15 protein-coding genes are annotated in these 19,574 nt (G+C 74.6%); 9 read left to right on the forward strand and 6 right to left on the reverse strand.

Features of this window, described 5'->3' with window-relative positions; all coding sequences use genetic code 11:
• Positions 1-2: 2 nt before the first annotated feature.
• The 4 genes from AB0D10_RS02650 to AB0D10_RS02665 form a co-directional block, all read right to left on the reverse strand.
• Positions 3-1,319, reverse strand: coding sequence for a glycosyltransferase (locus tag AB0D10_RS02650; protein ID WP_360250011.1), 1,317 nt, complete (start codon positions 1,317-1,319; stop codon positions 3-5).
• A complete protein-coding gene (locus AB0D10_RS02655) occupies positions 1,319-2,452 on the reverse strand; it encodes a glycosyltransferase family 2 protein (protein WP_360250013.1) in 1,134 nt (377 codons plus the stop codon). Before AB0D10_RS02655 ends, AB0D10_RS02650 begins: the two co-directional genes overlap by 1 nt.
• Before the next feature lie 569 nt (positions 2,453-3,021).
• A complete protein-coding gene (locus tag AB0D10_RS02660) occupies positions 3,022-5,136 on the reverse strand; it encodes an EAL domain-containing protein (RefSeq protein ID WP_360250016.1) in 2,115 nt (704 codons plus the stop codon).
• A gap of 193 nt (positions 5,137-5,329) precedes the next feature.
• Complete coding sequence (locus AB0D10_RS02665; RefSeq protein ID WP_360250019.1) at positions 5,330-6,136, reverse strand: SAM-dependent methyltransferase; 807 nt, start codon at positions 6,134-6,136, stop codon at positions 5,330-5,332.
• Positions 6,137-6,337: 201 nt separating this feature from the next.
• Between AB0D10_RS02665 and AB0D10_RS02670 the strand changes: the two genes are divergently transcribed.
• Together AB0D10_RS02670 and AB0D10_RS02675 are read left to right on the forward strand one after the other, a co-directional pair.
• Positions 6,338-8,119: a glycoside hydrolase family 15 protein gene (locus tag AB0D10_RS02670; RefSeq protein WP_360250022.1), complete on the forward strand. Its 1,782-nt coding sequence runs from the start codon at positions 6,338-6,340 to the stop codon at positions 8,117-8,119.
• A 94-nt stretch (positions 8,120-8,213) separates the two neighbouring features.
• On the forward strand, positions 8,214-8,717 hold the full coding sequence (locus tag AB0D10_RS02675; RefSeq protein ID WP_360250025.1) for an SRPBCC family protein: 504 nt from the start codon (positions 8,214-8,216) through the stop codon (positions 8,715-8,717).
• Positions 8,718-8,869: 152 nt separating this feature from the next.
• Here the strand turns inward: AB0D10_RS02675 and AB0D10_RS02680 are convergent, their stop codons facing one another.
• The gene (locus AB0D10_RS02680) at positions 8,870-9,460 is read right to left on the reverse strand and encodes an antibiotic biosynthesis monooxygenase (RefSeq protein ID WP_360250028.1); all 591 of its coding nucleotides are present in this window, start codon (positions 9,458-9,460) and stop codon (positions 8,870-8,872) included.
• Between the two features lie 208 nt (positions 9,461-9,668).
• Here AB0D10_RS02680 and AB0D10_RS02685 point away from each other — a divergent pair, with 208 nt between their 5' ends.
• From AB0D10_RS02685 to AB0D10_RS02715, 7 genes are all read left to right on the forward strand, one after another.
• On the forward strand, positions 9,669-10,946 hold the full coding sequence (locus tag AB0D10_RS02685; protein WP_360250030.1) for an aminotransferase class I/II-fold pyridoxal phosphate-dependent enzyme: 1,278 nt from the start codon (positions 9,669-9,671) through the stop codon (positions 10,944-10,946).
• A gap of 301 nt (positions 10,947-11,247) precedes the next feature.
• Positions 11,248-12,519 carry an ergothioneine biosynthesis glutamate--cysteine ligase EgtA gene (gene egtA / locus AB0D10_RS02690; RefSeq protein ID WP_360250653.1) on the forward strand — a complete coding sequence of 424 codons (1,272 nt, stop codon included), beginning with the start codon at positions 11,248-11,250 and terminating at the stop codon, positions 12,517-12,519.
• Complete coding sequence (egtB, locus tag AB0D10_RS02695; protein WP_360250032.1) at positions 12,516-13,976, forward strand: ergothioneine biosynthesis protein EgtB; 1,461 nt, start codon at positions 12,516-12,518, stop codon at positions 13,974-13,976. The genes egtA and egtB overlap by 4 nt, the downstream gene beginning before the upstream one ends.
• Complete coding sequence (gene egtC / locus AB0D10_RS02700) at positions 13,976-14,725, forward strand: ergothioneine biosynthesis protein EgtC (RefSeq protein ID WP_360250034.1); 750 nt, start codon at positions 13,976-13,978, stop codon at positions 14,723-14,725. The genes egtB and egtC overlap by 1 nt, the downstream gene beginning before the upstream one ends.
• Before the next feature lie 45 nt (positions 14,726-14,770).
• A complete protein-coding gene (gene egtD / locus AB0D10_RS02705; protein WP_360250036.1) occupies positions 14,771-15,742 on the forward strand; it encodes an L-histidine N(alpha)-methyltransferase in 972 nt (323 codons plus the stop codon).
• 191 nt (positions 15,743-15,933) lie between these two features.
• Positions 15,934-17,358, forward strand: coding sequence for a sugar porter family MFS transporter (locus AB0D10_RS02710; RefSeq protein ID WP_360250039.1), 1,425 nt, complete (start codon positions 15,934-15,936; stop codon positions 17,356-17,358).
• 293 nt (positions 17,359-17,651) lie between these two features.
• Positions 17,652-18,782: a nitric oxide synthase oxygenase gene (locus AB0D10_RS02715; protein WP_360250656.1), complete on the forward strand. Its 1,131-nt coding sequence runs from the start codon at positions 17,652-17,654 to the stop codon at positions 18,780-18,782.
• A gap of 109 nt (positions 18,783-18,891) precedes the next feature.
• On the opposite strand, the gene AB0D10_RS02720 is transcribed toward AB0D10_RS02715, so the two are convergent.
• Positions 18,892-19,554 carry a TetR/AcrR family transcriptional regulator gene (locus AB0D10_RS02720; protein WP_360250042.1) on the reverse strand — a complete coding sequence of 221 codons (663 nt, stop codon included), beginning with the start codon at positions 19,552-19,554 and terminating at the stop codon, positions 18,892-18,894.
• Between the last annotated feature and the right edge of the window lie 20 nt (positions 19,555-19,574).

The following is a 19,574-nucleotide window of genomic DNA, read 5'->3' on the forward strand; positions in this document are numbered from 1 at the left end:
GTTCACCCCGCCGTCCGGCTCGCGGCCCGGGCACTGCGCAGGCTGCGCGCGTAGCCGAGCGGCCCGTAGACCAGGCCCTGGAGTTCGAGCCGGGCCAGGCGCCTGCCGGGGCGGCGGCCCGCCGCGCCCGGGTCCGGCCGGGTGCGTGCGCGGCGGACCGCGTACCGGATGCCGCTGGGGAGGCGGCGCAACAGGGCGGGCAGCATGGCGGGTTCGTGGTGCAGGGCGGCGGCGAGGTAGGCGCCGAAGCCGGCGCCGTAGCCGAAGGCCTGGGCGGGAACGGCATCCATGGTGCGCCGGTGGCGGTGCCAGACGATGGCGTCCGGCGCGTAGGCGAGGGCGTGGCCGGCGACCAGGATGCGGAAGAAGGAGAGCAGGTCGTCGCCGCCGCGGGCGGGGGTGCCGGTGCCGGTGGCGGGGTCGAAGCCGCCGAGGGCGCGCAGCGGGGCGGTGCGGAAGGCCATGTTGGCGCCGGACCCGAACCGGCCTGCGGCGAAGGGGAAGAGCGGGTCGGCGGGCCCGTCGGCGAGGGTCCAGGTCCGGGCGGCGAAGCCCTTGGCGAAGCCGCCGTGGCATTCGAGGGCGGCCTGGGCCGGGGTGTCGAGCTCGGCGGGCAGGATCAGGCCGGTGACGCACCCGATCCGCCCGTCCTCGGCGAAGGTCTGGGCGAGGGCGGCGATCCAGCCGGGGTCGGCGAGGGTGTCGTCGTCGGTGAAGGCGGTGATCTCGCCGCGGGCGGCGGCGAGCCCCGTGTTGTGGGCCCGGGCCAGGCCCGCCACCGGCTCGCGCAGGTAGCGGACCCGGCCCCGGTACCGGTCCCGGACCAGGCGTTCGGCGGTGTCGTCGGCAGGGGCGTTGTCCACGACGATGACCTCGAACCGCGGATAGCCGTTCCGCAGCAGGGAGTCGAGGCAGGGTCGCAGCAGGCCCGCCCGGTTGTGAGTGGCGACGACCACGCTGACCGTGACCGGGTCCGCGGGCACCCGGGCGCGACCGACCCGACCGGGACGCGCCGCGGGTGTCGCGGTGGACAGGGCGGGAACGCGAAGTTCCCGGTGAGCGGCGTCGACCAGCGCCCGACGCAACGCGGCGCTCTGGCCGGCTGCCCCGGTGGCCGTGACCAGCCCGAGCGGGTGTCCGTGCAGCCGCACCAACGCCAACACGCGTCCGTCCGGGGCGGCAGCACCGAGACCGCCGGGCGAGCGCAGCCCGCTCGGTTCGTCCAGGTCCAGGTCGACGACGCGAACGGGGGTGTGGAGCGAGTTTCGAGCGGCGGGGCGCGGGCAGGCTGCTGCGGTGCGCCGGTCGGTGCCATTCATCAGTGCTCCCCCGCGGGGGCGTTCGCCGGGGACCGGGCGCCGGGGCGCTCGGCGATCAGGGTCCTCAGCACCCGGCGGCCGTCGGAGACGGCGTGGAGGTGCGAGCGACCGCTGCGGCGGGGGAGTTCCAGGCTCGGCACTTCGGCGATCCGCAGCCCGGAGCGCAGCGCGTGCGCGGTCATCTCGGCCTCGATCTCGAAGCCGGTCGAGCGCAGGTCGAGCGCGTCCAGGAAGGAGCGGCGGAAGGCGCAGTAGCCGTAGCACAGGTCGGTGAGGCGCGCGTCGTACAGTCTGTTGACGACGGCGAGCAGGGCCCGGTTGCCGAGCGAGCGGATCCGGGTGAAGTCGAGCGAGCCGCCGCCGGCGATGCAGCGCGAGCCCTTGACGAAGTCGAACCCGTTGTCCAGGAAGTGCAGGAAGTGCGGGATCTCGCCGGGCCACATGGAGCCGTCGGCGTCCATCATGACGATGTACTCGCCGGTGGCGGCGGCGAACCCGGTGCGCAGGGCGTTGCCCTTGCCGGCGCCGCGCTGCTGGACGCTGCGGACCGTCGGCAGGCAGTACTGGGCCATCGGGAGGGTGGCGTCGCTGGACGCGCCGTCGACCAGGATGACCTCGTCGACGCAGCGGGGGATCTGTTCGAACACCCAGGGGATGTTGCGGGCCTCGTTGTGGGCCGGGATCACCAGGCTGACCGTGTGGGTGGTGACGACGCCGTCACCGGCGCGGCGCATCGGGCGGTCCGTACGGCGGCGGCCGATGCGGTCCTCGGCCCGCCGCTTCTGGTCGTCGGCGCGCCGGTTCGGGTGGCCCTGCGCGGCCCGGCCGTCGACCGAGGGGGCGGGCGCGGGCGCGGCGGGGAGGGCGGTCGGCGCGACGGCTGGGACGGTCGGCGCGGCGGAGGGAACGGCCGGGGCGGCGGAGGCGGCGGCCGGCGCGGGGGCCGCGGCCGGGGAAGGAGCCGGGCGGACGGCCGCCTCCGGTGAGTGGCCGGGTGGCCCGTCGGCTTCGGCGTCCGCCGGGGCGCCGGTCGACCCGTCGGGCGGGGCGTCGGGTGCCCGGCAGCCCGGGCCGGTCTGATCGGGCTCGGAGCCGGGGCTCCGGGCAGGGCGGAAGTCTGCGTTGGAGGGCATGAGAATGCTCATCTGAGCGGCCTCTCGGAGGGAGGCGGCGGGCGGGCGCCGGCGGCGCGGCCCCTGCTGGCCGGTGAACGGGCGACCGGTGCGGGCGGATACGCGCGGGTCGAGCCCGGTGGGGAAGCCCGGGGGCGGAACCCAAGGGCTGACGATGGAGAGCGCTGTGACGGCCGAAGGGGGTGCGCACCGCCGCGGTGCTCCCGGCGCCCGGAGGCGCCGATCGTACGAACTGGCCGAATGCTCCTCCCACACCCTCGAGTGAAAGGTGGCCAGGACCCCATCCTCCGCCAGTACTGACAGTCACGTCAAGGGGCTTCTGCCCGCTTATGTCGCTACTTTTGATGACACTCAGTGAAATTCTGGCGGTATGGCGCCCCGACGGGACTGCCGAGCGCCGTCGCGTTCGGGCGCCTGGAGGCCGGGGCGGCCCACCCGGGCCGCCGCAGACGCCCCGGGGATCGGGAACTCGGGGCCACCCGGGGTCGCCCGGGGCCCAGGAAGGCCACGGGAAGGCCACGGGAAGGCCTGGGTGATCCAGGCGGGTCCGCGGCAGGGCCAGGAGGACCTCAGCCCTCGACCGGGCGACCCTTCGGCTCCTCCACGATCCGCCGGGCGATCTCGTTCGGCCGCACCGGGCGGCCGAAGTGCCAGCCCTGCGCCCAGTCGCAGCCGATGGTCCGCAGCCGCTCGGCGTCCCTGGCGGTCTCCACGCCCTCGGCGGTCACGTTCAGCCCGAGCGCGTGCGCCATCGACACCAGCCCGCTGACGATCCGCCACCCGGTGGACTCGTCCTTCCCCGGTTCGTGCAGGTCGCCCACGAAGGACCCGGCGATCTTCAGGCCGGAGACCGGCAGGTCGCGCAGGTAGGCCAGGTTGGACCAGCCGGTGCCGAAATCGTCGACGGCCAGCGACACCCCGAGGTCGACCAGCCCGTGCAGGGTGCGCAGCGCCTCGTCCTCGGGCCCGACCACGGTCGACTCGGTGATCTCCAACTGCAGCCGGGCGGGGTCGAGTCCGGTGCCGTCCAGGATCCGGGCGAGGTCGGACACCAGCCCGGCGCTGCGGGCCTGACGGACCGCCAGGTTGACGTTGAGCTGCGGCGCCGCGTCGCCGAACCGCTTGATCCAGTCCGCGGCCTGACCGCACGCCTGCTCCAGCACCCAGCGGCCGAGCGGCATGATCAGCCCGGTCTCCTCGGCGGTGGTGACGAACTCGTCCGGGCCGAGCACGCCGAGCTGCGGATGACGCCAGCGCACCAGCGCCTCCACGGCGGCCAGCCGGCCGTCGGCGAGGCGGTACAGCGGCTGGTAGTCGATGAAGAACTCGCCGCGGTCGAGGGCGGCGGGCATCCGCACCGACACCGCGTAGCGGCTGACCGCGCGGGCGTTCTCCTTGGGGTCGAACAGCGTCCAGCGGCCGCGGCCGGCCTCCTTGGCGCGGTACAGCGTGAGGTCGGCGGCGCGGACGGCGGCGCCCGGGGTCGTGGTGGACACCCGCCGCTCCAGCACGCCGACGCTGGCCCCCACGGCGAGCTTGTGGTCACCGATCAGCACCGGCCCGGCCAGCGCCTTGAGCACGGACTTCGCGGCGGCCACCGCCTCCTGCTCGCCCCGGCACTTCTCCAGCAGGACGACGAACTCGTCGCCGCCGAGCCTGGCCACCAGGTGGCCGAGCGGCGTCAGGGCGGCCTTCAGCCGGGCGGCGACCGCGGACAGCAGCTGGTCGCCCATGTCGTGGCCGAGGCTGTCGTTGACCACCTTGAAGCCGTCGAGGTCGACGTAGCAGAGGCCGAAGCGGGCACCCGGCTCCGGGTCCGCGAACAGCTTCTCCAGCCGCTCGAAGAAGGCCGCGCGGTTGGGCAGCCCGGTCAGCGGGTCGTGGGTCGCCTGGTGGCGCAGCCGCTCCTGGAGCCGGTAGCGGTCGGTGACGTCCTCCAGCATCGCCACCTGGTACTGCGGGGTGCCGTCGTCGTCGCGGATCAGCGAGACGGTCAGGTGGGTCCAGACCACCTCGCCGTCCTGGCGGTAGTACGGCTTGTCGAACTGGAAGTACTCGCGCTTGCCGCTGATCAGCTCCTCGTACGCCTCCCACACGCCCGGGGTGTCCTCGGGGTGCACGAGGTCGCCCACCCGGCGGCCGATCATGTCCGCGGGGCCCGCGCCGAACAGCTCCTGCAGCGCCTTGTTGACGGCCATGATGTTGCCGTCGGTGTCGCCGATGCCGATGCCGATCGCGGCGCTCTCGAACAGTGCGCGGAACCGGGCCTCGGAGGCGCGCAGCGCCCGTTCGGCCTCCTTGCGGGCAGTGTCGGCGGCGGTGCGGATCGCCTCCTGCTCGCGCAGCGTGCGCTCGCGCAGCGCGGCGGCCCAGCCGGCCGCGAAGGCGCCGGTCAGGACAGGGCCGCGGCCGTCCCCGAGCCGCTGCACCTGGAGCAGTTCGACGGCCCGGGCCAGCAGCACCGGGTCGGTGAAGTGCGCGTCGACCAGTTCGGCCCCGGCCTGGGTGGCCAGCCGCGGCTCGAAGGGCTCACCCTCCTGGGCGCGGTGCAGCAGCGCGGCGGTGCGGGCGACCAGCCGGTTGAGCAGGTCGGGGTGGACGGCGATGCCGTGGTCGGCCGAGAGCAGCCGGGCCCAGTCCTCGTGGAACCGGTCGGCGCCGCCGGGTGCCGGGACGGTGTTCATCGGCGCGCCCCGGGTCCGCCGTCCGGCCGCGAGGCGCCGTCCGGCCGGGGCCTGACCGCCGTCCGGAAGGCGCCGTCCGGCCGGGGCGTGTCGGGCGCGGTCGGTGCCGCGCGCCGGCCCGTGCCCAGCGGTCTGCTCCCGGCGGCCGCCGCGCGGGGCGGGCGGCCGTCGGTGCGTCGTCCGTCGCGTCCGCTCAAGGGCGGAACCCCACGCCCGCCACCCCGGTCATCCGCTCGGGGTGCTCGCCGACCGACTCCGGCTGATCGGGGCGCCACTGCGGAAGGTAGACCACGCCCGGCTCGACCAGCTCGAAGCCGGCGAACATCGCGGCGATCTGCTCACGGGTGCGCATGGTCAGCGGGGTCGGCGTCATCCGGTAGAGCTTCTGGTGGTCCTCCGCCTGGTCCGGGCGGCCCTCCAGGGAAGCGTGCGAGAGCACCAGCGCGCTGCCGGGCGGGAGGGCGTCGCGGATCACGCCGACCAGCTTCCACGGGTCCTCGTCGTCGCTCACGAAGTGCGCGACGGCCACCAGCAGCACGGCCACCGGCTCGCCCTCCGCCAGCAGCTCGGCCACCTCGGGGCGGGCCAGCAGGTCGTCGACGTCTCGCAGGTCGGCCTGGACGACGGCGCTGGCCCGGTCGTCCTGGAGCAGCAGGCGGCTGTGTGCGACGGCGACCGGGTCGCGGTCCACGTACACGACCTTCGCCTCCGGCCGGATCGCGCGGGCGATCTCGTGCACCGCACCGAAGGTCGGGATCCCGGAGCCGATGTCGAGGAAGCGGGTGACGCCCTGCTCGGCGAGGAAGGTCACCGCGCGGCGCAGGAAGGCGCGGTTGGAGCGCATGATCTGCGGCAGCTCCGGCCACAGCGCCAGCGCCTTGCGGGCCATCTCCCGGTCGACCTCGAAGTTGTGCGAGCCCCCGAGGTAGTAGTCGTAGACCCGCGCGGCGTTCGGTTTGTCCAGGTCCGTACCCTCCGGTACCCAGCTCGGTCGCCGCATGCCTGTGACTCCTTCACTCCGGTTGCGGGGAGGCAGTGCCACGGGGGCACTGCTGTGACAGCTGAGACTACAAGCACAGAAGATCCTCCTCCGCACCCCGAACGGGTGCAAGCGGAGTGCCCGGCTCCCGGGGCCTCCGGGCCTCCCCGGCACCCCCTCCTGCGGTGCGGGGTACCGGGGATGCGTCCCACAATGGGCGTGATGACCGGAGGCATCGAGGACTACGCCCTCATCGGCGACCTGCAGACCGCCGCCCTCGTTGGCCGGGACGGATCGGTCGACTGGCTCTGCCTGCCCCGCTTCGACTCCCCCAGCTGCTTCGCCGGACTGCTCGGCGACCGGGACCACGGCTCCTGGCGGATCGCCCCGGCCGGCGCCGCCGAGTGCCACGCCCGCCGCTACCGGGGCGACACCCTCGTCCTGGAGAGCGAGTGGCAGGCCCCCGACGGACGGGTGCGGATCACGGACTTCATGCCGCAGCGCGGCCGGGGCGGGCAGCGCGACCCCCAGCTGATCCGGATCGTCGAGGGCCTCGACGGCACCGTCCCGATGCGCGGCGGCCTGCGACTGCGCTTCAACTACGGCCGGATCGACCCGTGGGTCCGGCGCACCGGGCACCACCGGGTCGCCGTCGCCGGACCCGACTCCGCCTGGCTGCGGGTGCCCCCGGGGGTCCACACCTACGGACTGGACGGCGTCACCGTCTCCGAGTTCACCGTCACCGCCGGACTGCGCGTCCCGTTCGTCCTCACCTGGCAGCCCTCCCACCTGGCCTCCGCCCCGCGCACCGACCCCGAACAGGCGCTGCTCGCCACGCTCGACCGGTGGCAGCGCTGGGCGTCCGGCTGCCGGTACCGGGGCGAGTGGCGCAGCGCCGTCCTGCGGTCGCTGCTCACCCTCAAGGCGCTCGCCTACGCCCCCACCGGCGGGATCGTCGCGGCCGCCACCTCCTCCCTGCCGGAGCGGATCGGCGGCACGCGCAACTGGGACTACCGCTTCTGCTGGCTGCGCGACTCCTCGATGACACTCTCCGCCTTGCTGCGCGGGGGGTTCCGGGAGGAGGCCGCCGCCTGGTGCCGCTGGCTGCTGCGCGCCATCGCCGGAGGTCCCCGCCACGTCCAGGCCGTGTACGGGGTCGCCGGGGAGCGGGTGCTCGGCGAGACCACCGCCGGCTGGCTGCCGGGCTACGAGGGCTCGCGGCCGGTCCGCTTCGGCAACGCCGCCGTCGACCAGCTCCAACTCGACGTCTACGGCGAGGTGGTGGACACCCTCCACCTCGCACTGCTGGCGGGACTGCCGATGGAGCGGCACGTCTGGACGCTGCTGCGCTCGCTGATGGACCACCTCGAACAGCACTGGCGCGAGCCGGACGAAGGACTGTGGGAAGTGCGCGGCGGACGGCGGCACTTCGTCCACTCCAAGGTGATGTGCTGGGTGGCCGCCGACCGCGCCGTACGGCTCGCCGAGACCACCGGACTGCCCGCGCCGGTCGACCGCTGGCGGGCGCTGCGCGACGCCGTCCACGCCGACGTCTGCGAGAACGGCTACGACCGGCAACGCGGCGTGTTCGTCCAGCACTACGGCGGGCGGGGGCTGGACGCGGCCACCCTGTTCGTGGTCAAGAGCGGCTTCCTGCCGCCGGACGACCCCCGGGTCGTGCGCACCGTGGACGCCGTCCGGGACGGGCTCGACCACGGCGGGCTGGTGCGCCGCTACCGGGCCGGGACAAACGGCGACGGGCTGCCGGGCGGCGAAGGCGCCTTCCTGGCCTGCTCGTTCTGGCTCGCCGACGCGCTCGCCGCGACCGGGCGGACGGACGAGGCACGCGCCCTGTTCGCACGGGTGGTCGGGCTCGCCAACGACCTCGGGCTGCTCTCCGAGGAGTGGGACCCGTACGCCCGCCGCCAACTCGGCAACACGCCACAGGCGTTCAGCCACGTGGCGCTGGTCAACACCGCCTTCACCCTGGCCGAACCGGAGTAGCGGCGACGCCGGGGGTGGCGGTGCGAGCCGGGGCGGGGTCGCGGTACGGGCCGGAACGGGTCCGGGAGGCCCGACGCGGGGCTAGGGTGGGGCCGTGGACCCCAACCACTACCGTTTCCAGGGCGTTTGGCGGCTCGCGGCACCGGCACCGGCCGTGTTCGCGGCGCTGGAGGACATCGGGAACTACCCCCGCTGGTGGCCCGAGATCCTCGACGCCCGGCGGACCGGGGAGGATTCCGGGGAGGTGGTGGTGCGCGCCCTGCTGCCGTACCGGCTGGTGATCGGCCTGGAGACACGTCGACGCGACCCGGCGACCGGGGTGCTGGAGGTCGCGATGCGGGGTGACCTCGACGGCTGGTCGCGGTTCACCGTCGTCCCGGAGGCCCCGGAGGTCCCGGCCGGCGGGGGTGCGGGTGAGGAACGGGCGGGCACCCGGGTGCTGTTCGAGGAGAACACCCGGCCGGGGAAGGCGCTGCTGCGCCGCCTGGCCCTGCCGCTGCACCCGGTGTTCCGGGCCAACCACGCGGTGATGATGCGCCGGGGGCGGCGCGGGCTGGCGGCGTACCTGGCGGGCGGCGCGACGGAGGGGCACGGCTGACGGATGACGGAGTCAGCCGACGACTTTCAGCGAACCAGATGACAGCTGACAGATTTCGAAATCTGTCAGCTGTCACCTGTTCGCCAGTGTCCGTTCGCGGCCGCCGTCGCCCGCGTCACCGAGCCTCCGCCACCCGTCGGCGGCCCGGCACCTCAGCCCTTCGCGTCCCGGAACAGCCACCGCCGCAGCGCCCGCGTCACCACCGGGAGCGCCGCGTACGTCATCAGTACGCTGATCAGCGGCGCGGTGACCAGCGGCCGGACGGCCACCGGCAGGCCCGTCAGGTGCGGCCCGAGCACGACCGCGGAGACCACGACCAGGGGCGCGATGGCGACGGTCGAGGCCACCGCCATCTTCCAGCGCACCGGCGGGCGGCGCTGTGCGGCACCCGGGGTGGTGGCGAACCAGCCCTCCATCCCGTGGATCTCGTGCCGGTGGACCTCGTGGTGGTGGCCGTCCGCCCTGGCGAAGCAGGCCGCCCGCACGGGGGAGGTCTGCCAGGAGCGGAAGGCCTCGGCGTCGCGGAAGTGCAGCAGCAGGTGCCAGGGGTCGTCCGGCCCGGACGGGCGGAGCAGACCGGTGCCGAGGTTGCCCGCGTGCTCCGTGGCCGCGGCGAGGATGTTCTTCGCCCACAGTTCGAAGGCCTCCTCGAAGCCCGGCTCCACCCGCCGCGCCACGAACAGCGTGAACTCCTCGCCCTGTTCCTCCTGCTCACCGACCGCCCCCCGTGCCGTCGCCGCCATCCCGCCGCCCCTCTCCCCGTGCGTCCGCGTACGTTCCCGTCCGGCCCCGTACGTCCCCGTGTGTGCGCCCGCGCGCCTCCGGGGCCGCGAGCCGCCGGGCAGCCTACGGGCCGCCGGGTGATCCGCCCACCCGTGCCCGAACCGTGGGACGCGACGGCCCCACCGGGGCTAGCGTGGCCGGAGCGTCCCGACGCACCGGAGGCCCGCCATGACCCCGACGCACGCCACACCCGACACGCCCACCGGCCCCACCGGCTCCCCGGGCTCCGGCCCCACCGGCTCCGACTTCGCCCCGGACTTCGGCTTCGACGCCCCCTTCGACCGCACCGGCACGGGAAGCAGCAAGTGGGCCCGCACGGATGGCGTCCCCGGGGTGATCCCGATGGGCCTCGCCGACATGGACCTCCCCGGCCCGCCCGCCATCGCCGAGGCCCTGCGCCGACGCGCCGGCCACCGCGCGTACGGCTACACGGTGTGCGATCCGGCCGGCCGCTCGCTGGTGGCCGACTGGTACCGCGCCCGGCACGGCGTCGAAGTCGATCCGGACTGGGTCCTGCTGTTGCCCTGCGGCCCCCGCACCGCCCTGCGCGTCCTGCTGGAGACCGTCGTGCGGGGGGCCGAACGGCCGGACGCCGGGGGGACGCCGGCGCCCGTCCTGTTCCCGACACCCGAGTGGGGCGGCTTCGCCCAGCTCTGCCGCGCGGCGCGCATCGGGTACCGGGAGCTGCCCCTGGCCGCCGGCCCGGACGGCCCGCGACTCCCGCCCGGGCCGTTCCCCGGCCCCGCCGCCGCCGTCCTGCTCAGCAGCCCGCACAACCCGTCCGCCCGGGTCTGGCCCGCCGACCAGCTGCGCGCCCTGGCCGGTCGGGCCGCGGAGGCGGGCGCGCTGCTGGTCTCGGACGAGGTGCACGGCGACCTCACCCATCCCGGTCACGTCCACCCGGTCGCCGTCGCCACCGTCGACCCGGCGCACCGGCACCTCGCCGTCACGCTCAACTCGGTCGGCAAGACCTTCAACTGTTCGGGGATCCCCAGCAGTTTCGCCCTGGTCCCGGACCCCGCGCTGCGCGCCCGGTTCGCGGACGCCCTGGCCGGCTACGGCCTGTGGGAGGGCGGCCTGTTGGAGCAGACCGTGCAGCGGGCGGCGCTGTGCGAGGGCGGCCCGTGGCTGGACGCGCTGCTCGCCTACCTCGCCGCCGCCCGTACCCGGCTCACCGGCGTGCTCGGGCCGGCCGTCCGCTCGGCCCCGCAGGCGTCCTACCTGCTCTGGCTGGACGCCGCCGCCCTCGGGCTGCCGGTTCCGGCCGCCCGCCGGGCGCTGCTGGAGCGCTGCGGCCTGGAGGCCTCCGACGGTACCGACTTCGGCCCCGGCGGCCACGGTTCGCTGCGGTTGAACTACGCCCTGCCGGGCCCGGTCCTGGACGTCGTCCCGGCCCGGCTGGCGCTGCTCGGGCGGCCGGGCGCGGCGGGCGCCGGCCTCCGGTGACCCGGGCATGTGCCGGGGTCACGCACCCCGGGTGAGCGCCCGCGCACAGCCTGCCGAACTCCCCTACATCACCCGTTCGCCATGCCCCTGACCTGCAGAAACGAACGTTCACACGATTTTTGCGAAGCGCCCCCGCATGCTCCGTAGCAGACTGGGCAAGGTAGACCGGGCCGCAATCGTGATCCCGAGGATGGTGAGTCCGGTGATACCGACATCCCGCACCACTCCGCCCGACCGGCAGAGCACGCCACCACCCCCGACGGGGGTGACCCCGCTGACCGAATCGGGGGCGCGCAGCCACGTGTCGGGCGTCTGTTTCAAGATCGGACCGCCTCGACTGGTGGGTGTCGAGGTCGAGTGGTTCGTCCATGACGATCGATGTCCCACCCGGCCCGTACGGCCGCAACTGCTCCACGCCGCGCTGGAGTCGCTGCCCCTCGGCGGCACCGACGGCACCTCGCTCCCCTCCGGTTCGCGCCTCACGCTCGAACCCGGCGGACAGGTCGAGCTCAGCTCCCCGCCCGCCATCGGCCTCCTGGCCTGCGTCGACGGCACCCGACGCGATCTGACCGCCCTGCGGGCCGCCTTCGCGGCCCAGGGCCTTCGACTCACCGGCACCGGGACGGACCCGCTCGCCCGCCCCCGCCGGATGGTGCTGGACCACCCCCGCTACCTCGCGATGGAGCGCTTCTTCGACTCCGCCGGGCCCTGGGGCCGGATCATGATGACCGGTACCGCGTCGGTGCAGGTGTGCCTGGACGCCGGCGAGGCGGACGGCCCGCACGCGGTGGAACGCCGCTGGCAGCTGGTCCACCGGCTGGGCCCGGTGCTGGTCGCCGCCTTCGCCAACTCCCCGCTGCTGGACGGCAGGCCGACCGGCCACCGGTCGACCCGGCAGACCGTCTGGTCCCGGATGGACCCGACCCGCACGCTGGCCCCGGAGCCGGACCACGGCGACCCGCGCGAGGCCTGGGCGCAGTACGTGCTGGACGCCGAAGTGCTGTGCGTGCAACGGCCGGAGGGGCTGCCGTGGACGGCCCCGCCCGGGGTGAGCTTCCGCGACTGGATCCGCGGCGCGGGCGAACGCCCGCCCACGCTCGCCGACCTGGACTACCACCGCACCACCCTCTTCCCGCCGGTGCGCCCCCGCGGCCACCTGGAGCTGCGGATGATCGACGCCCAGCCCGGGGACGGCTGGATGGTGGTCGCCGCGCTGGTCACCGCGCTGCTGGACGACCCGGTGGCCGCCGACACCGCACTGGCCGCGCTGGAGCCGCTGGACTCCTCCGACCGGGCGGACCGGTCCGGCGGTCCGCGGCCGCCGCGCAGCGACGCCTGGCGCCGCGCCGCCACCCTGGCGGTCGCCGACCCCGAACTGCGCCGCGCCGCCCTCGCCTGCTTCGCCGCCGCCGACGCCGCGCTGGGCCGCCTGCCCGGCGCCGGGTGGCTGCGCACCGCCGTCGCCGAGTTCGCCGAGCGCTACCCCGCGCGCGGCCGCTGTCCGGCCGACGACCAGCTGGACGCCCTGCGCTCCGGCACCCGACGCACTCCCACGGAGGAGGCCGCACCATGACCGACGTCCGACCGAACGGCCCGATCGCAGCCCCCGCCGAGGGATCCGGCGCGGCCCGCGCCACGGGGACGGCCCGCGCCTCAGGGACGGCCGCCGCCACGGAGACGGCCCGCAGTGCCGGTGCGACCCGCGGAATCGAGGCCGCCCGCGGCATCGAGGACCTGCGCGAGACCATCGCCGCCGAGCTGCTGGCCGCCCGCGCCCGGACCGCCGCGCTGACCGACTGCGTCGAGGACCGCGACCTGACCGCCCAGCACTCCCCGTTGATGTCCCCGCTGGTCTGGGACCTCGCGCACATCGGCAACCAGGAGGAGTTCTGGCTGCTGCGCAACGTCGGCGGCCGGGAGCCGATGCGCCCGGAGATCGACGGGCTGTACGACGCCTTCCAGCACCCCCGGGCCGAGCGCCCCAGCCTGCCGCTGCTGCCGCCCGACGAGGCCCGCGCCTACTCGCACGAGGTGCGCGGCCGGGTGCTGGACATGCTCGCCGCCAGTCCGCTGGAGGGCGCGCCGCTGCTGACGGCCGGCTTCGCGTTCGGGATGATCGCGCAGCACGAGCAACAGCACGACGAAACCATGCTGATCACCCATCAGCTGCGGGCCGGCGAGCCGGCCCTGGCCGCTCCCCCGCCGCCCCCGGCACCGGCCGACGCGGCCGGACTGCCCGCCGAGGTCCTCATCCCCGCGGGGCCGTTCACCATGGGGACGGACACCGAGCCGTGGGCGCTGGACAACGAGCGCCCGGCGCACACCGTCGACCTGCCGGACTTCCTGCTGGACACCACACCGGTCACCAACGCCGCCTACCAGCGCTTCATCGCGGACGGCGGCTACGACGATCCGCACTGGTGGACGGCGGAGGGCTGGGCGCACCGGCAGCGCGCCGACCTGACCGCCCCGCTGTTCTGGCAGTACCGGGACGGCGCATGGCTGCGCCGCCGCTTCGGCGCCGTCGAACCGGTCGAGCCCGACGAGCCGGTGCTGCACGTCAGTTGGTACGAGGCCGACGCGTACGCCCGGTGGGCCGGGCGGCGGCTGCCGACCGAGGCGGAGTGGGAGAAGGCGGCGCGGCACGATCCGGTCACCGGGCGCTCCCGCCGCTACCCCTGGGGCGACGCGGCCCCCGGGCCCGAGCACGCCAACCTCGGCCAGCGCCATCTGCGCCCGGCCGGGGCCGGCAGCTACCCGGAGGGCCGGTCCCCCTACGGCGTACGGCAGTTGATCGGCGACGTGTGGGAGTGGACGGCCAGCGACTTCCGCCCCTACCCGGGCTTCCACGCCTGGCCGTACCAGGAGTACTCGGAGGTCTTCTTCGGCCCCGAGTACAAGGTGCTGCGCGGCGGCTGCTTCGCGGTGGCGCCGGTCGCCTGCCGGGGCACGTTCCGCAACTGGGACTACCCGGTCCGCCGGCAGATCTTCGCCGGGTTCCGCACCGCACGCGACCTGGAGCGCGCCTGATGTGCCGTCACCTCGCCTACCTGGGCGAGCCGGTGGCACCGCAGGACGTGCTGGTGCACCCGCCGTACGGGCTGCACCGGCAGTCCTGGGCGCCCCGGACGCAGCGGTACGGCACCGTCAACGTGGACGGCTTCGGCCTCGGCTGGTACGCGGACGGCGACGAGGTGCCCGCCCGCTACCGCCGGACCGGGCCGATCTGGGCCGACGCGACCTTCGCCGACCTGGCCCGGGTGGTCCGCACCCGGGCACTGCTGGCCGCGGTGCGCTCCGCGACCGAGGGCTGCGCGGCGGGCGAGAGCGCGGCCGCGCCGTTCGGCGCCGAACGCTGGCTGTTCAGCCACAACGGCGCGGTGGCCGGCTGGCCGGGCAAGCTGGACGCCCTGGCCGCACTGCTCCCGCCGGCCGAGCTGCTGGAGCTGGAGGCCCGCACCGACTCGGCCCTGCTCTGGGCCCTGACCCTGCACCGGCTGCGGGCAGGCGCCGGGCTCGGAGAGGCGTTGGCGGGCACCGTCGCGGACGTCGCCGCGCACACGACCGGGCGGCTCAACCTGCTGCTCACCGACGGCACCGCGATCGCCGCGACCACCTGGGGCGACACCCTGCACCACCGGCCCCTGCCGGACCTCGGGACGGTGGTGGCCTCCGAGCCGTACGACGACGAGCCGGGCTGGACGCCCGTCCCGGACGGCTCGCTGCTGCTGGTCGACGCGCGCGGCACGAGCGTCCACCGACTCCCCGGCCGCGACTGAATCCCCACTCTCCCTTCATCTTCTGAACAGAGGAACCACCCTGTCATGGACACCTTTGATCTCACCCGACTGCTGCCCGGCGACCACTTCAGCACCGCCCTGCGCCACGACGTGCAGCACGGACTCACCGCCGACCCCAAGCGGCTGCCGCCGAAGTGGTTCTACGACGCGCGCGGCAGCGAGCTGTTCGAGGAGATCACCCGGCTGCCCGAGTACTACCCGACCCGCGCCGAGCGGGCCATCCTGACCGCCCGGGCCGGCGAGATCGCCGCGGCCACCCGGGCCCGGACCCTGGTCGAGCTGGGCTCCGGCTCCTCCGAGAAGACCCGGCTGCTGCTGGACGCCCTGCGCGCGCTCGACACCCTGGAGACCTACGTCCCGGTGGACGTCAGCGAGAGCGCGCTGACCTCGGCCGGCGGCGCGCTCGCCGCCGAGTACCCCGGGCTGGCCGTGCACGGCGTGCTGGCCGACTTCACGGCCCGGCTCGGCCTGCCCCCGGACGGCGGCCCCCGCCTGGTCGCCTTCCTCGGCGGCACCCTCGGCAACCTGCTGCCCGAGGAGCGCGCGGCCTTCCTGCGCGGCCTGCGGGCCGCCCTCGACCCGGGCGACTTCCTGCTGCTCGGCACCGACCTGGTCAAGGACCCGGCGGTGCTGGTCGCCGCCTACGACGACTCCGCCGGGGTGACCGCCGAGTTCAACCGGAACGTGCTCAACGTGCTCAACCGCGAGCTGGGCGCCGACTTCGACCCGGACGCCTTCGAGCACGTCGCGCTCTGGGACGCCGACCGGGAGTGGATCGAGATGCGGCTGCGCTCGCTGCGCTCGCAGACCGTGAAGATCCCGGCCCTGGACCTGCCGGTGCACTTCTCCCGCGGCGAGGAGCTGCGCACCGAGGTGTCGGCGAAGTTCCGCCGCGAGCGGGTGGCCGCGGAGCTGGCGGCCGCCGGGCTGCGGCTGAGCCACTGGTGGACGGACCCGGAGGGCCGGTTCGGGCTCTCGCTCGCCTCCCCGGCCTGAGCGGGCCGCCGGTCGGCCGCCCGGTCACGCACCGGGCGGCCGCCTGCCCGGAAACGCGCGGGCGACCCAATTTGCTTGTTCACCTTACGAATTCTCTGAGCACGGATCCCCCTCCCCGTGTACAAGAGTTAAACGAACACGGGTTACGATCGCGGCTACCGAGCTCAGAGTTGAGTACCAGGAGTCAGATCGTGAGCGTCACCCAGAAGCCCTCCGGGGCGGTCGAGGCACCCGCGCCCGGCCGCCTCGGTTTCGTCGTCTTCATCACCGCTGCCGCGGCCCTCGGTGGGTTCCTGTTCGGATACGACAGCTCCGTGATCAACGGCGCCGTCTCCGGCATCCAGGAGAAGTTCGGCGTCGGTGACGGCGTGACCGGCCTGATCGTCTCCTCGGCCCTGCTGGGCTCGGCGGTCGGCGCGGCAGTGGCCGGCCGGTTCGCCGACCGGTACGGCCGCATCAAGGTCATGAAGGCAGGCGCGCTGCTGTTCGCGGTCAGCGCGGTCGGCTCGATGCTGCCGTTCTCCGCCTGGGACCTCGCCCTGTGGCGCGTCCTCGGCGGAGCCGCCATCGGCATCGCCTCGGTGATCGCCCCGACCTACATCGCCGAGGTCGCGCCGACCAAGTACCGGGGCCGGCTGGCCTCCTTCCAGCAGGCCGCGATCGTGCTGGGCATCGCGATCTCCCAGCTGGTGAACTGGATGCTGGCGCAGGCCGCCGGCGGCGACACCCGCGGGCAGCTGCTCGGCCTGGAGGCCTGGCAGTGGATGCTCGGCATCTGCGTCGTCCCGGCCGCGGTCTACTTCGTGCTCGCCTCGGTCATCCCCGAGTCCCCGCGCTACCTGATCCAGGCCGACCGCCTGGCGGACGCCCGCAAGGTGCTAGCCGAGGTCGAGGGCGAGGGCGTGGACACCGACGCCCGGATCGCCGAGGTCCGGGCACTGATCGCCTCCGACCACCGCCCGCGCTTCCGCGACCTGTTCGGCGGCCGCTCCGGCCTGCTGCCGATCGTCTGGGTCGGCATCGGCCTGTCGGTCTTCCAGCAGCTGGTCGGCATCAACGTGATCTTCTACTACTCGTCGATCCTGTGGCAGTCGGTCGGCATCGACCAGAGCAACTCGCTGATGATCAGCTTCATCGGCTCGGTCATCAACATCCTCGGCACCGTGATCGCGATCGTGCTGGTCGACCGGATCGGCCGCAAGCCGCTCGCCCTGATCGGCTCGGTCGGCATGGCGGTCGCGCTCGGCACGGCCGGCTGGGCGTTCTCCTCGGCCACCGGCAGCGGCGACAACCTCACCCTGCCCGACCTCCAGGGCACCGTCGCCCTGATCGCCGCCAACGCCTTCGTGCTGTTCTTCGCGCTGTCCTGGGGCGTGGTCGTCTGGGTGATGCTGGGCGAGATGTTCCCGAACCGGATCCGCGCCGCCGCACTCTCCGTCGCCGCCTCGGCCCAGTGGATCGCCAACTGGGTGATCACCGTCTCGTTCCCCTCCATGGCGCGGTGGAACCTGTCGGTGACCTACCTGATCTACGCCGCCTTCGCGGCGCTGTCCATCCCCTTCGTGGCGAAGTACCTGAAGGAGACCAAGGGCGTCCGTCTGGAGGACATGGGCTGACAGCCGCACATCGGCTGATCCGACCATCGGACCTTCGGCCCCCGCACCCTAGCGCCCCGGCGCGGGAGCGGGGGCCGAATCGTTCACTCTCTGCGGTGGGCCGGGCACCTCCGGTACTCCTGTGCGGCAGGAGGGATGTGTCCTTGATCTTCAACCGGCTTCGCCCCCGCAGAACCCCGGCCGCCGCCACGACCGGCGGCTGCCCGTACGCCCACACCCACGCGCGCCCGTCACCCCAGGAACGACCGACGCACCCGGAGCCGGGCGGCCCCCGCGCCCAGGACGGCCCACAACTGCCGCCCCCGCCGCCGCCGTTCACCGACCCGGACCAGGCCGCCGACTTCGTCCGGCAGTTCCACCACGAGCGGCCCGCCGCCGGCGGCCCCGGGCCGCGGCTGCGCGCCGTCCTCGACGAGATCGACCGCACCGGCAGCTACCGGCACACCCCCGCCGAACTCACCTACGGCGCCAAGCTCGCCTGGCGCAACGCCGCCCGCTGCATCGGCCGGCTCTACTGGCGCAGCCTGGTGGTCCGCGACCTGCGCCACCTCACCGAGCCCGACGACATCGCCGCCGAGTGCTTCGAGCACCTGCGGCTGGCGGGCAACGGCGGACGGATCCGCCCGGTGGTCTCGGTATTCGCCCCCGACCGCCCGGACCGCCCGGCCGCCCGCATCCTCAACCAGCAGTTGGTCCGCTACGCGGGCCACCGGGTCGGCGAGGACGTCGACAGCGAGGACGTCGACAGCGCGGACGTCGTCGGCGACCCGGCCGGTGCCGCGCTCACCACCCGGGCCCGCGAGCTGGGTTGGAAGTGCGCCGAGGACCGCTTCGAGGTGCTGCCGCTGCTGATCCAGCAGCGGCCCGGCGAACGGCCCGTCCGGTACGAACACCCGGACGACACCACCCTGGAGGTGCCGCTCCTCCACCCCGACCACGCGTGGTTCGCCGACCTCGGACTGCGCTGGTACGCGGTGCCCGCGATCAGCGACATGACCCTGGAGATCGGCGGCGTCCGCTACCCGACCGCTCCGTTCAACGGCTGGTACATGGGCACCGAGATCGGCGCCCGCAACCTCGCCGACGCCGACCGCTACGACATGCTCGGCACGGTCGCCGAGCGGCTGGGACTGGACACCTCCAGCGACCGCACGCTCTGGCGCGACCGCGCGCTGATCGAGCTCAACGTCGCCGTGCTGCACTCCTTCCAGGAGGCGGGGGTGACGATCGCCGACCACCACACCGAGTCGGAGCGCTTCCTCAAGCACGTCGCCCAGGAGGCGCGGCTCGGACGGCCGACCCCGGCGGACTGGAGCTGGATCGTGCCGCCGGTCTCGGGCGGCCTGACGCCGGTCTACCACCGGTACTACGACCCGGTCGACCCGGCGCTGCGGCCGGCCTTCGTCCCGCGCGAGGCCTGGTGACGGGTCCGCTCCGGGCGCCCCCGGTACGGACGCCTCCGGTACGGACGCCGGCGTCCGTGCCCGCGGCACCGGCACCGGGGCGGGCACCCGCACGGCGGCCGACGGTCCGTCAGCAGCGTTCGGGCAGCCGGGAGTAGCGCAGGGCGAGCCCGTCGAGCAGTGCCTCCAGACCGGTCTCGAAGGCACCCTCGTCGACCGTCCCGCGGTGTCCGGCCAGGCGGTGCGCCTCGCCCAGGTGCGGGTAGTCGGCCGCGTCGTAGACCTGAGCGTCCGCCGGGAAGCCGGCCGCGAACGAGGCCAGCGCGGAGCCGGTGACGAAGTAGCGCATCAGCGCGCCGATCCGGGTCGCCTGGCCGCGCGGCCACCCCGCCTCGACCAGGTGACCGAAGACGGCGTCGGCCAGGCGCAGCGCGTTGGGCCGCCGGCCCGGCCCCTGGGCCAGGACGGGGACGATGTTGGGGTGGGCGGCCAGCGCGGCGCGGTAGGAACGGGCCCAGTCGCGCAGCGCCTGCGCCCAGGGGGTCGCATCGGCCGCCGGCGCCCCGGCGCCCCCGAACATCGACAGGTCGACTTCGCCGATGACACTGTCCACCACCGCGTCCAGCAGTTCGTCCTTGGTGGCGAAGTGGTTGTAGAGCGAGGGCCCGCTGACCGAGAGCTCGGTGGCGAGGCGGCGGGTGGAGAGGGCGTCCAGCCCCTCGTCGTCGATCAGCCGCAGCGCCGCGGCGACGATGCGCTCGCGGCTGAGCAGCGGGGTGCGTGGGCGGGCCATCTCGGCGGCTTCCTCCGGTT

It is taken from the genome of Kitasatospora sp. NPDC048545 (assembly GCF_040651155.1).
Classification (GTDB): domain Bacteria; phylum Actinomycetota; class Actinomycetes; order Streptomycetales; family Streptomycetaceae; genus Kitasatospora.